Here is a 10,963-nt window from a genome sequence, read left to right on the forward strand (position 1 = left end):
CGCGGGCCACGGCCACGAAAAGCGCCAGGTCGGCCAGTGATTCGGCCATCGAAGTTCCTTGTGCATTGTTCGGTTTCGCGCACGGCCCGTGCGCATTGAAGGTACTTATCGTACGCGGCCTGGCTGCCTACAGTGAGCCCACTTCGAAAGGAAACCTCATGAACGCAATCGACAAAGCCGGTACTTTCCAACTCGGCACCCGACAGGTGAAGCGCGTGGGCTATGGCGCGATGCAACTGGCCGGCCCCGGCGTCTTCGGGCCGCCCAAGGACCGCGCAGCCGCCGTGGCGGTGTTGCGCGCCGCGGTGGAGAGCTGTGTTGACCACATCGACACCAGCGACTTCTACGGCCCGCACGCCACCAACCAGATCATCAAGGAGGCGCTGCGCCCTTACCGGGACGACCTGACCATCGTCACCAAGGTGGGCGCACTGCGCGGCCCGAACGCCGAGTGGATGCCCGCGCTTTCCGCCGAGGCGCTGCAGCAGGCGGTGCACGACAACCTGCGCAACCTCGGCCTGGACGTGCTGGAGGTCGTCAACCTGCGCGCCATGTTCGACGTGCACGGCCCGGCCGAAGGCTCGCTGGAGGCACCGCTCACCGTGCTGGCCGAGCTGCAGCAAAAGGGCCTGATCCGCCACATCGGGTTGAGTAACGTGACGGCCAGGCAAGTGGCGGAAGGCCGCAAGATCTGCCCCATCGCCTGCGTGCAGAACCAGTACAACCTGGCCAAGCGCGCAGACGACGCGCTGCTGGACCAGCTGGCCGCCGAAGGCACCGCCTATGTGCCGTTTTTCCCGCTGGGCGGCTTCACGCCGCTGCAGTCCGGCGTGCTGTCGGACGTGGCCACTTCGCTGGGCGCCACGCCGATGCAGGTGGCGCTGGCCTGGCTGCTGCAGCGCTCGCCCAACCTGCTGCTGATCCCGGGCACTTCGTCCATCACCCACCTGCACGAGAACCTGGCGGCGGCTGAGCTGCAACTGCCGGCCGAAGCGGTGGCGCGGCTGGAGACGATTGCGGCCGGCAGCGCGCCGGCGCATTGAGGTGCCTCTGGCCGGCTACGTCTTGCCGGCCGTGTCTGCCGCCGCCTTCGCGTAGGGCGCCAGGATGCTGCCGAGGTCCTCGTCCGAAGCCTGGCGCTCGGGCAGCAGCGCCCGGTCCTGGATGCCGTGCAGGTGCGCATCCATCAGGCTGACAGCGTGCTCGGTGTTCTTCTCGCGCAGCGCCTGAATCAGGTCCCGGTGCTCGTTGACGGCACAGTCTGACGAGTGCGGGCGACCGTAGACGGCCAGGATCAGCGAGCAGCGCGTGGCCAGTTCAGACAGGTAGCGCGCCAGCACCGGGTTGCCGGCCATCTCGGCCAGCTTGATGTGGAACTCGCCGGCCAGGCGGATTGAGGCCGTGCCCTGCTTGGCGCCGGCCGCCGCGTCTTCCTCGCGCACATGCGCCTCCAGCATCTGGATGGCGCCGGGCTTCAGGCGCGCAACGGCCAGTCGCACGATCTCCGCCTCGATGCAGCGCCTCGCCTCGAACACCGCGCGCGCCTCTTCCAGGCTGGGCCGGGCGACGGTGGCCGTGCGCTTGTTGCCGATCTCCACCAGCCCGTCTGACGCGAGCCGGGCCAGCGCGGCGCGGATCAGCGTGCGGCTCACCGCGAACTGCTCCGCCAGCGGGTCTTCCGGCAGCTTGGTGCCCGGGACCAGCGCGTGTTCGATGATGGCCCGGCGGATCGCCAGGTAGGCGGTGTCGGCTTTCTTGGAGAGGCTCACGGCAGCGCTGAAGCGGGAATCTGGAGGACTTCATGTATACCAGATTCGCCCGCCATGGCGCACTGCATGCGCGATCTTGTGTGCACAAGACTTGTGCGGACGCACTGAGGCGGAGTGCGTTTCCCCGGCCGTGATCCCCAGATCGAGGCAGAGCCATGGGCGAAAGGTGTGTATTCGCTGGCACACACATTGCATACGGCGATTGAAATTCACGTATACAATATTTATACTTCTTGCATGCGTGAAGCTTCCAAAGCGGCCTGGACCTGGTCGCCAACCCTTGTTGTTCCCTTGGAGCCTGTCATGCAACGTCGCCATTTCCTCCATGCCGCCGGCCTGGGCCTTGCCGCTCCGGCGCTTTCCCTGTCGTCTGCCCCCGTCCGCGCGGCCAACCCGCCGCTGAAGATCGGCTTCATCTACTCGGGCCCGGTGGCCGACATCGGCTGGACCTACCAGCACGACCTCGGCCGCAAGATGATCGAGAAGGAATTTGGCGACAAGGTGCAGACCGTCTTCGTCGAGAAGGTGCAGGAAGGGCCGGACGCCGAGCGCGTGATGCGTGGGCTGATCCAGGACGACTGCAAGATGATCTTCGCCACGTCCTATGGCTTCATGGACCCGACCGCACGCGTGGCCGCGGACTTCCCGGACATCACCTTCGAGCACTGCTCCGGCTACAAGACCGCGCCCAACCTCGGCGTCTACCAGACGCGTTTCTACGAAGGCGCCTACCTGCTGGGCATCCTGGCCGCCAAGCGCAGCAAGACCGGCGTCCTCGGATACGTTGCGCCTTTCCCCATTCCCGAGGTGATTCGCAACCTGGACGCGTTTGTGCTCGGCGCCCGCAGCGTGAACCCCAAGATCACCGCCAAGGTCGTGTGGATCAGCGCCTGGTACGACCCGCCCAAGGAACGCGAAGCCGCGCTCACGCTGATGAACCAAGGGGCGGACGTGATGTACCAGAACACAGATTCCGCGGCCATCGTGCAGCTGGCGCAAAGCAAGGGCGTGTGGGCCTTCGGCCAGGACTCCGACATGACCCGCTTCGGCCCCACCGCGCACCTCAGCGCCAACACGCTGAACTGGGGCGTCTACTACGTGCACAAGGTGCGTCAGAAGCTGGCCGGCCAGTGGAAGTCCGAGGACACCAAGTGGGGCATGAAAGAAGGCATCGTGCAGCTTGCGCCGCTGGGCCCTTCGGTGCCCAGGGAAGCCGTGGCGCTGTTCGAGGAAAAGAAGGCCGCCATCCTGGCGGGCAAATTCCAGCCCTTCACCGGCCCCATCGTGGACCAGGGCGGCAAGCAGCGCGTGGCCGCCGGCCAGGCCCTGGCCGAGAAGGAGTTGTGGACCATGAACTGGTACGTCGACGGCATCCTCGGCAAGCAGCCCTGAAGACCTGGAAGATCACAAGCCATGCACATCGACTTCACCGCGCTCACGGCCTACCAGCGCTACAAGCTGATGGCCAGCCTGATCGTGCCGCGGCCGATCGCGCTGGTCACCACGCTGGGCCTCACCGGGGTGGTCAATGCCGCGCCGTTTTCCATGTTCAACATGGTGGGCGAGGACCCGCCGCTGGTGATGGTCAGCGTGAACCGCTTGAACGGGGAAGGGCGCATGAAGGACACAGCGGCCAACATCCTGCGCCACGGCGAATTCGTCGTGCACCTGCCGGATGAGGGCATTGCTGCGCAGATGCACGCCTGCGGCGATTCGCTGCCGCCCGAGCACAGCGAGGTGGACGCCGTGGGCTTCACGCTGCAGCCCTCGCAGGCGGTGAGCGTGCCCACCATCGTCGAGGCGCCGGTGGCCTTCGAGTGCGTGCTGCACGAGCAGCTCACCAACGAGAGCCGTCACGTCTTCTTCGGCCGCGTGCTGGCGCTGCACGCCCGCGAGGGCCTGATCGACACCGAACGCTGGCGCGTGCGCCTGCAAGACTATTTTCCCGTGGCCCGTTTCGGCGCCAGCTTCTACACCCGCTCGCGCGACCGCTTCGCGATTGCCGAGCCCGACGAAGAAGCCCGCAGCACGCCCATCGACGAGATCTGACCCGCCATGTCCCACGCACAAGACGAAGTCCACCTGCGCAGCGCCATCGCCGCCGCCCGCCAGGCCAGTGCCCGCGGCGACATGCCTTTCGGCGCGGTCCTCGTGAAAGACGGCCAGACGCTGCTCACCGCGCTGAACAACCAGGTCACCACAAGCGACTGCACCGGCCACGCCGAGGTCGTGCTGATCCGCGAAGCCGCCGCGCAACTGGGCCCGGACGCGCTGCGCGGCGCGACGGTCTACGCCAGCGGCGAGCCGTGTGCGATGTGCTCGGGTGCGATGTTCTGGGCCGGCATCACGCGCGTGGTGTTTGGCGCGACGACGCCAGACATTGGCGCCGCGCTTGGCGGGCCATCGTTGGGTGCGCGGTGTGCGGATGTGCTGGCGTCTGGCTCGCCTCTGGTCGAGGTCCTTGGCCCGCTGCTGAGGGAAGAGGCTGTGGCGGCTTTGGCGCCGCATGCTTGACGGCGGCGGCGTTCTCTCAGCAGGGTTGTTCTTGATGGGGTATAGGTATACCATGTACATACATCGACTCATGAGGAGCAGGCCATGGTCAAGCGGGCGCGCGTTTTCATGACTGGCGGGAGCCAGGCCATCCGCTTGCCAGCCGAGTTCCGGTTTGCCGGGGATGTGGTCTACGTGCGCCGCAACGCTGACGGTGACGTGGTGCTCTCCGATCAGCCGCGCGAGCCCTACGCGGCGTTCATCGCGGCGCGGGCAGAGATCGGCACGGTGCCCGAGGGCTTCCTGTCGCAGGCAGAGCGGGCACAGGGCCGGGAGGTTCGGGATCCATTCGCCGGCATGGACGACGAGCCGGCCGGTGAGGGCGCATGACGCTCTACATGCTTGACACCAACGCGGTGAGCGCCGTCATGCGCGGTTCTGCCGCGATGGATGCGAAGCTGCAGGACCTGGACCGCTCCGCCTGGTGCATATCGGCGATCACGCACGCCGAAATCTGCTTCGGCCTGGCCTTGCGGCCGCAGGCCACCAAGCTGGCGCGAGCCGCCGGACTGTTCTTCGCTGCAACGACCACGGCCCCCTGGGACCAGGCTGCAGCCGAGGCCCACGGCCGCCTGCGCGCGCAACTGCGCCTGGCCGGCACGCCCATCGGAGACTTCGACGAAATGATCGCGGCGCACGCGCTCGCGATGGGCGCCGTGCTCGTGACCGACAACGAACGGCACTTTGCCCGCGTGGCAGGGCTGACCGTGGTCAATTGGCTCCGGGACGGTGGGGGCCAGGCTTCTTGAGTCGGTCTTCGTTTCAAGGACCCTGGCAGCATCCTGGACGATGGCTTGGCCGGCCGTGGTGGGCGACATACTGTTCGCCTCAACCCTGCAGGAGACACCCGACATGGCCAGCAAGAACACCATCTGCCTCTGGTACGACGATGCCGCGTTCGATGCGGCCACCTTCTACGCCGAGATTTTTCCGGACAGCAAGGTGACCGCGGTGCACCGCGCGCCGGGTGACTATCCCGCCGGCAAGCAGGGCAACGTGTTGACTGTTGAGTTCACCGTGGCGGGCATTCCTTGCCTGGGGCTGAACGGCGGGCCGGCGATGAAGCACAGCGAGGCGTTTTCGTTTCAGATCGCGACGGACGACCAGGCGGAGACGGACCGGCTGTGGAACGCGATCATGTCCAACGGCGGCAAGGCAAGCGAATGCGGCTGGTGCAAGGACAAGTGGGGCCTGTCGTGGCAGATCACGCCGCGGGTGCTGATGGACGCGATCACCGACCCGGACCCGGCCGCGGCCAAGCGTGCCTTCGAGGCGATGATGACAATGGGCAAGATCGACATCGCGGCGATCGAGAAGGCGCGGCGAGGCTGAGAGGCCGCGGCCTCAGCGGTGGGCGTGGCCAGTGAGCACCGGGCGATGGTCATGCACATCGCCTGCGCCTCTTCGGTGACCCGGACGCACGCGGCTTCGGCCGCGTCGGCCCTCAGCGTGCAGAGGGCGGCAGCTTGGCGTGGTCCAGGTCGGGGCGGCGCCAGGGGTCCACGTGGGTCATCAGGTTCAGCACGCGGTGGCGTTGCAGCACACGCTGCCGGGCAACGACTGCGATGTCGTGGCCGGCTTCGACGCTGAGGGTCGCATCCACTTCCAGGTGGGCGTCCACCACGATCATGTCGCCCATCTTGCGGGTGCGGATGTCGTGCACGTTTTTCACGCCGGGCGTGGCTGCCAGTGTCTGCCGGATCGCGCTGACTTCCTGCTCGTCCACTGCACGGTCCGTCAGGTCGTGCAACGCATCCCAGGCGAAGCTCCAGCCCATCTTGGCGACCATGAAGCCGACGATGAGCGCGGCGATGGGGTCAAGAATCGGGTAACCCGCCAGGTTGCCGGCAATGCCGATGCCGACCACCAGCGAGGACGCAGCGTCTGAGCGGGCATGCCAGGCATTGGCCACCAGCATGCTGGATTTCACCCGCTTGGCCACCGCCAGCATGTAGCGAAACAGCAGCTCCTTGGCCACCAGCGCGCCGCCGGCCACCCAGAGTGCGACGACATGGACCTGCTGCACCAGCTCGGGCTGCTCCAGCTTGCGAAACGCCGACCACAGCATGCCCACGCCCACCGCCAGCAGCAGCGCACCCAGCACCAGCGAGGCCGCGGTCTCGAAGCGCTGGTGGCCGTAGGGGTGGTCTTCGTCGGCGTCCTTCTGGGCATGGTGGCCGGCCAGCAGCACCACGAAGTCGGCCACCAGGTCTGACAGCGAGTGGATGCCGTCTGCCACCAGGCCCTGGGATTTGGCCAGGATGCCAACGGTCACCTGCGTGGCCGTGAGCATCAGATTGACCCCCACGCTGACCCAGGTGCTGCGCGCGCCTGCGGCGGCGCGCTCGGCTGGCGTGTGCTGCAGGTCTTCGGGATCGTCGGCGAAGTCTTGTTTGAAGTTCATTTCACGAGCGGCCAGCAAGGGGCCGACCCATTCAACACCAGCGTTTGCGACGTCGCTTGATGCAACGCAAGGCGGCCGGCGGGCGCACTGAGCAGACCCACATCATCGGGCACGCAGCTTGAGGACACCTTAAGGCAACGCTAAGACGCGCTGGCCATCATCGCAACAAAGGAGTTGCCATGAAGCACTTGTACTGGGTTCGCCTCTTGCCGGAGGCCCTGGCCGCGCTGGCCGCCCTCGCCGGGCCGGGGGCTCATGCCCTGGCCGCCACCCCCGCCGAGATCCTGAGCGCCTACAGCGCGCAGGCCGGCACGGCGCCTCAGCCGGCACGCGGCCAGCAGTTTTTCAATGTGACGCACGGCCGGGAGTGGCGTTGCGCCTCTTGCCACGGCGCGGTGCCAGTCCAGGCTGGCCAGCACGCCAGTACCGGCAAACCGATTGGCGCATTGGCGCCGGCCTTCAACCCCGAGCGCTTCACTGATCAAGCGAAGACCGAAAAGTGGTTCCGCCGCAATTGCAATGACGTCGTCGGGCGCGAATGCACATCGGCCGAGAAGGCCGACGTGCTGAGCTGGCTGATGACGCTCAAGCCGTGAGCGAGCCGCCCCGAATGTCGACGCATCGAAAGTCCACCATGCCCCGCGATCCTGCTGTCCCGCCACCCGTTGCCGCCTGGGCGCTGGCGGCTGCCCTGGCCCTTGGCCTGTGTGGCCGCGCTGCTGCTGAAGAGGAGCGGCGCGCGCCGGCGCCGCCCATGCTGCCCAGCTACAAGACAGAGTGCGCCGCCTGCCACGTGGCCTACCCGCCGGGGATGCTGCCAGCGGCGTCCTGGCAGCACCTGATGACCCGGCTGCCGAATCACTTCGGCACCGATGCCTCGCTCGACCCCGAGGTAGTGCGCTCGCTTTCCACCTGGCTGAGCGCAAACGCTGCGACCGGACGCCGCGCGCAGGAGGCGCCGCCTGAGGACCGCATCACCCGCTCAGCCTGGTTTGTGCGCCAGCACGACGAAGTGCCCGCAGCCGTCTGGAAGCGGCCATCCATCAAGAGCGCATCGAACTGCGCTGCCTGCCACACCGGTGCCGATCAAGGAGATTTCAATGAACACAGGGTCCGAATTCCGCGCTGAGGCGCCCGCCCAAAAGGTGCTGGTCTGGGACGCGCCGGTTCGCGTCTTCCATTGGCTGATGGTGTTCAGCTTCGCCGGGGCCTACCTGACAGCGGAGAGCGAACGCTGGCGCCTGGTGCACGTGACGCTGGGCTACACGATGGCCGGATTGCTGGTGTTCCGCCTCGTGTGGGGCCTGGTTGGCAGCCGCCACGCGCGCTTTGCGAGCTTCGTGCGCGGCCCGGCGGCCGTTGCACGCTACCTTCGCGGCCTGGTACACGGCCAGCCCGAGCATCATGTGGGGCACAACCCGGCGGGCGCGGTCGCCATCGTGGCGCTGCTGGGCTTGACTGCGCTGGTGACGGCAACGGGCTGGGCCACCTACAGCGACATTGGCGGTGAGTGGCTGGAAGAGCTCCATGAGGGCGCTGCCAACGCCATGCTGGCCTTGGTGGGTGTCCACATCGTGGGTGTGCTGCTTGGCAGCTGGATGCACCGTGAGAGCCTGGTCGCCGCCATGGTGACCGGGCGCAAGGCGGGGCGCCCGGAAGATGGCGTGCGAAGCACATGGCGCAGCGTGGCGGTGCTGATGCTGGTGGCTGTGCTGGGCTTCTGGGCCTTGCAGTGGCAAAGCGCGCCAGTGGCAGGCGGCCCGGATGCGGCCTCCGGCTTCACCGCCGGGCATGACCGCGACGATGATGACGACGACTGAAAGATCAGGACGAGGACAATCCGGACCATGCGCATCCTGCTAGCCGAAGACGATCCGTTGCTCGGCGACGGGCTGCGCGCCGGCTTGCGCCAGCTGGGCTTCCAGGTCGACTGGGTGCGCGATGGTGGCGCGGCAGAACGCGAGTTGCGCGCGCAGCCCTATGCGGCCACGGTGCTGGACCTCGGCCTGCCGCTGAAGGACGGCATGGCGGTGCTCGCTGCGATCCGGCAGGCCGGCCTCACGCTGCCGGTGCTGGTGCTGACGGCGCGGGATGCCGTGCCAGACCGTATCCGCGGGCTCGACGTGGGAGCCGATGACTACGTGGTCAAGCCGGTTGACCTGAACGAGCTCGCTGCCCGGCTGCGCGCGCTGGTGCGGCGCTCGCATGGCCAGCCGCAGGAATGCCTGACGGCCCAGGACGTCGTGCTGGACCCTGCTGCGCGCTCTGTTGTGCAGGCCGGCCTGAGCGTGCCGCTCTCGGCGCGCGAGTTTGACCTGCTGCACGCGTTGATGCTCAACGCCGGGCGCGTGCTGTCGCGTGAGCAGTTGGCGCAGCACCTCTACAGCTGGGGACAGGAGGTCGAGAGCAACGCGGTCGAGGTGCATGTTCACCACCTGCGGCGCAAGCTCGGCAGCGCGCTGATCCAGACGGTGCGCGGTGTCGGTTATGTGCTGACGCGCGAGCTGCCGAGGCCCTGATGCGGTTTCCCCTTTTGCACTTGCCCCGTTCGCTGCAGGGCCGGCTGTTGCTGATGGTGATCGGCGGGGTGGCCGGCATCTGGATCGCGGCGGCTGCGCTGACCTGGCTGGACGTGCGCCACGAACTCGATGAACTGCTGGACGGCCATCTGGCACAGGCCGCGGCGCTGCTGGTGGCGCAGCAGGCGGCCGAGACAGAGGAGGACGAGCACGGCATCAACGCCCCTTCGTTGCACCGCTATGCGCCGAAGGTCGCGTTTCAGGTCTTCCATGAAGGCCGGCTGGCGCTGCGCTCTGCCAACGCGCCGGCCACGCCGATGCTGGCCCTCGCCGGCAGTGCTGAAGAGCGTCCTCAAGAGGGCTTCCGCACGATTGCGATGGGCGGTGCGACCTGGCGGGTCTTTGCCACCTACGGTCGTGAACGAGACACGCAGGTCTTCGTTGGCGAGCAGGTCGAGTCGCGCAACGCCATCCTCCGGGCGGTGCTGCGCAGCGTGCTCACGCCCATGCTGTTTGCGCTCCCCCTGCTCGCGCTGGCGGCCTGGTGGGCGGTGCGCCAGGGCGTTGCGCCCATGCAGGTGCTGAGCCGCATGCTGGCCAGGCGGCAGGCGCAGGCACTGGCGCCGATCACGGTGGATGGGGCGCCCTCCGAGATGGCCCCGATGCTGGCGGCCTTGAACAGCCTGTTCCAGCGCATTGCCGAGCTGATGGCGTCGGAGCGCCGCTTCACCGCCGATGCCGCCCATGAGTTGCGCACCCCCATCGCGGCGATCCGCGCCCAGGCGCAGGTGGCACTGGCTTCATCGGACGACGCGGAACGTACCCATGCGCTGCAGGCGACCGTGCAGGGCTGCGACCGCGCCACGAGACTGGTCACGCAGCTGCTGACGCTGTCCCGGCTTGAAGCCGGCAGCTCGCCGGTGCTGGGCCGGCTGGATGCCTGCGCCGTGGTGCGCGAGGTGGTGGCCGATGTCGCCGCGCTGGCCTTGGACAGGCAGCAGACCATCGAGGTCGAAGCCCAGGCGGCTTGCCCGGTCAATGCCGACGCGACGCTGCTGGCAGTGCTGCTGCGCAACCTCGTCGACAACGCCATTCGATACAGCCCGGCGGGCGCCCGCGTCAGGGTGGTGGTTCGGAACCTGGCCGGCAGTGTCAGCGTGACGGTGGTCGACAGCGGGCCGGGCATGAGCGACGCCGAAATGGCACACCTGGGCGAACGATTCTTCCGGGTCGTTGGTACCGGCCAGAGCGGCAGCGGCCTGGGTTGGTCCATCACCCGACGCATTGCAAGCGTGCTGGCCGCCGAGCTCAGCGTGTCCCGCTCGGCTTTACTGGGTGGGCTGTCGGTCGAGCTGCGGTTTCCGCTGGCCTGAGGCGCGGGCCCGTCAGCCCTGCACCGCTGCAGGGGCCATGCTCAGCCCGTGGCGGGTGCCCGGCTCCATCAGCAAGGAGCGCTTGGCGAACTGCATTTCCTCGGCCGGCAGGTCCGCCAACAGCCCCACTTCGCCGGCAACCAGCGTGGCGACCGGCACACCATCGCGGTAGAGCACCCGGCTGCCCGCCGTGCGCGGCAGCTTGGGCCCGGGCAGCAGCGTGCCCAGCAGATTCGCAGGATCGGTCGCTGCGAGGCAAATCCATGCGTTGCCTGGCGGCTGTCGGCGCACTTCGCGCATGCGGGCCACGGCTTCTGGCAGTGCGAACTGTTCGCCCGAGACGCC

At 67.7% G+C, this 10,963-nt stretch carries 15 protein-coding genes; 12 read left to right on the forward strand and 3 right to left on the reverse strand.

Annotation, left to right across the window (positions count from 1 at the left end):
- Positions 1-158: 158 nt before the first annotated feature.
- Positions 159-1,043: an aldo/keto reductase family oxidoreductase gene (locus tag FKP22_RS10715; RefSeq protein ID WP_141287482.1), complete on the forward strand. Its 885-nt coding sequence runs from the start codon at positions 159-161 to the stop codon at positions 1,041-1,043.
- A 15-nt stretch (positions 1,044-1,058) separates the two neighbouring features.
- Here FKP22_RS10715 and FKP22_RS10720 read toward each other — a convergent pair whose 3' ends face one another.
- Positions 1,059-1,769 carry a GntR family transcriptional regulator gene (locus FKP22_RS10720; RefSeq protein WP_141287483.1) on the reverse strand — a complete coding sequence of 237 codons (711 nt, stop codon included), beginning with the start codon at positions 1,767-1,769 and terminating at the stop codon, positions 1,059-1,061.
- Between the two features lie 303 nt (positions 1,770-2,072).
- Between FKP22_RS10720 and FKP22_RS10725 the strand changes: the two genes are divergently transcribed.
- The 6 genes from FKP22_RS10725 to FKP22_RS10750 all read left to right on the forward strand — a co-directional run bounded on the left by FKP22_RS10725 (position 2,073) and on the right by FKP22_RS10750 (position 5,654).
- Positions 2,073-3,161, forward strand: coding sequence for a BMP family ABC transporter substrate-binding protein (locus tag FKP22_RS10725; RefSeq protein ID WP_141287484.1), 1,089 nt, complete (start codon positions 2,073-2,075; stop codon positions 3,159-3,161).
- A 21-nt stretch (positions 3,162-3,182) separates the two neighbouring features.
- Positions 3,183-3,818 (forward strand): flavin reductase family protein, encoded by a 636-nt coding sequence (locus tag FKP22_RS10730; RefSeq protein WP_141287485.1) that lies wholly within the window; start codon positions 3,183-3,185, stop codon positions 3,816-3,818.
- 6 nt (positions 3,819-3,824) lie between these two features.
- On the forward strand, positions 3,825-4,283 hold the full coding sequence (locus tag FKP22_RS10735) for a nucleoside deaminase (RefSeq protein WP_141287486.1): 459 nt from the start codon (positions 3,825-3,827) through the stop codon (positions 4,281-4,283).
- 84 nt (positions 4,284-4,367) lie between these two features.
- Positions 4,368-4,652 carry an antitoxin gene (locus tag FKP22_RS10740; RefSeq protein ID WP_141287487.1) on the forward strand — a complete coding sequence of 95 codons (285 nt, stop codon included), beginning with the start codon at positions 4,368-4,370 and terminating at the stop codon, positions 4,650-4,652.
- Positions 4,649-5,071 (forward strand): PIN domain-containing protein, encoded by a 423-nt coding sequence (locus FKP22_RS10745; protein ID WP_141287488.1) that lies wholly within the window; start codon positions 4,649-4,651, stop codon positions 5,069-5,071. Before FKP22_RS10740 ends, FKP22_RS10745 begins: the two co-directional genes overlap by 4 nt.
- 103 nt (positions 5,072-5,174) lie before the next feature.
- Entirely contained in the window at positions 5,175-5,654 is a 480-nt protein-coding gene (locus tag FKP22_RS10750; RefSeq protein WP_141287489.1) for a VOC family protein, read from the forward strand.
- A gap of 112 nt (positions 5,655-5,766) precedes the next feature.
- On the opposite strand, the gene FKP22_RS10755 is transcribed toward FKP22_RS10750, so the two are convergent.
- A complete protein-coding gene (locus FKP22_RS10755; protein ID WP_141287490.1) occupies positions 5,767-6,726 on the reverse strand; it encodes a cation diffusion facilitator family transporter in 960 nt (319 codons plus the stop codon).
- A gap of 179 nt (positions 6,727-6,905) precedes the next feature.
- On the opposite strand from FKP22_RS10755, the gene FKP22_RS10760 reads away from it, so the two are divergent.
- The 5 genes from FKP22_RS10760 to FKP22_RS10780 are packed head-to-tail and all read left to right on the forward strand — an operon-like array spanning position 6,906 to position 10,618.
- Positions 6,906-7,322: a DUF1924 domain-containing protein gene (locus FKP22_RS10760; protein WP_141287491.1), complete on the forward strand. Its 417-nt coding sequence runs from the start codon at positions 6,906-6,908 to the stop codon at positions 7,320-7,322.
- Between the two features lie 38 nt (positions 7,323-7,360).
- On the forward strand, positions 7,361-7,855 hold the full coding sequence (locus FKP22_RS10765) for a diheme cytochrome c (protein WP_141287492.1): 495 nt from the start codon (positions 7,361-7,363) through the stop codon (positions 7,853-7,855).
- Positions 7,827-8,546, forward strand: coding sequence for a cytochrome b/b6 domain-containing protein (locus FKP22_RS10770; protein WP_141287493.1), 720 nt, complete (start codon positions 7,827-7,829; stop codon positions 8,544-8,546). The genes FKP22_RS10765 and FKP22_RS10770 overlap by 29 nt, the downstream gene beginning before the upstream one ends.
- Positions 8,547-8,573: 27 nt before the next feature.
- Positions 8,574-9,245, forward strand: coding sequence for a winged helix-turn-helix domain-containing protein (locus FKP22_RS10775; RefSeq protein WP_141287494.1), 672 nt, complete (start codon positions 8,574-8,576; stop codon positions 9,243-9,245).
- On the forward strand, positions 9,245-10,618 hold the full coding sequence (locus tag FKP22_RS10780; protein WP_231013118.1) for an ATP-binding protein: 1,374 nt from the start codon (positions 9,245-9,247) through the stop codon (positions 10,616-10,618). Before FKP22_RS10775 ends, FKP22_RS10780 begins: the two co-directional genes overlap by 1 nt.
- A 12-nt stretch (positions 10,619-10,630) precedes the next feature.
- Here the strand turns inward: FKP22_RS10780 and FKP22_RS31940 are convergent.
- The coding region (locus FKP22_RS31940) for a hypothetical protein (RefSeq protein ID WP_211361371.1) at positions 10,631-10,963 on the reverse strand (333 nt) is incomplete at its 5' end.

Origin of the sequence: Ideonella azotifigens (genome assembly GCF_006519715.1) — a bacterium.
In the GTDB taxonomy this organism is placed as follows: Bacteria; Pseudomonadota; Gammaproteobacteria; order Burkholderiales; family Burkholderiaceae_C; genus Ideonella; species Ideonella azotifigens.

What these genes read in the sequence shown, in the direction of transcription:
- FKP22_RS10715 (WP_141287482.1), top strand. Translation starts at nt 159, where the DNA reads ATGAACGCAATCGACAAAGCCGGTACTTTCCAACTCGGCACCCGACAG.
- FKP22_RS10725 (WP_141287484.1), top strand. Translation starts at nt 2,073, where the DNA reads ATGCAACGTCGCCATTTCCTCCATGCCGCCGGCCTGGGCCTTGCCGCT.
- FKP22_RS10730 (WP_141287485.1), top strand. Translation starts at nt 3,183, where the DNA reads ATGCACATCGACTTCACCGCGCTCACGGCCTACCAGCGCTACAAGCTG.
- FKP22_RS10735 (WP_141287486.1), top strand. Translation starts at nt 3,825, where the DNA reads ATGTCCCACGCACAAGACGAAGTCCACCTGCGCAGCGCCATCGCCGCC.
- FKP22_RS10740 (WP_141287487.1), top strand. Translation starts at nt 4,368, where the DNA reads ATGGTCAAGCGGGCGCGCGTTTTCATGACTGGCGGGAGCCAGGCCATC.
- FKP22_RS10745 (WP_141287488.1), top strand. Translation starts at nt 4,649, where the DNA reads ATGACGCTCTACATGCTTGACACCAACGCGGTGAGCGCCGTCATGCGC.
- FKP22_RS10750 (WP_141287489.1), top strand. Translation starts at nt 5,175, where the DNA reads ATGGCCAGCAAGAACACCATCTGCCTCTGGTACGACGATGCCGCGTTC.
- FKP22_RS10755 (WP_141287490.1), bottom strand. Translation starts at nt 6,726, where the DNA reads ATGAACTTCAAACAAGACTTCGCCGACGATCCCGAAGACCTGCAGCAC.
- FKP22_RS10760 (WP_141287491.1), top strand. Translation starts at nt 6,906, where the DNA reads ATGAAGCACTTGTACTGGGTTCGCCTCTTGCCGGAGGCCCTGGCCGCG.
- FKP22_RS10765 (WP_141287492.1), top strand. Translation starts at nt 7,361, where the DNA reads ATGCCCCGCGATCCTGCTGTCCCGCCACCCGTTGCCGCCTGGGCGCTG.
- FKP22_RS10770 (WP_141287493.1), top strand. Translation starts at nt 7,827, where the DNA reads ATGAACACAGGGTCCGAATTCCGCGCTGAGGCGCCCGCCCAAAAGGTG.
- FKP22_RS10775 (WP_141287494.1), top strand. Translation starts at nt 8,574, where the DNA reads ATGCGCATCCTGCTAGCCGAAGACGATCCGTTGCTCGGCGACGGGCTG.
- FKP22_RS10780 (WP_231013118.1), top strand. Translation starts at nt 9,245, where the DNA reads ATGCGGTTTCCCCTTTTGCACTTGCCCCGTTCGCTGCAGGGCCGGCTG.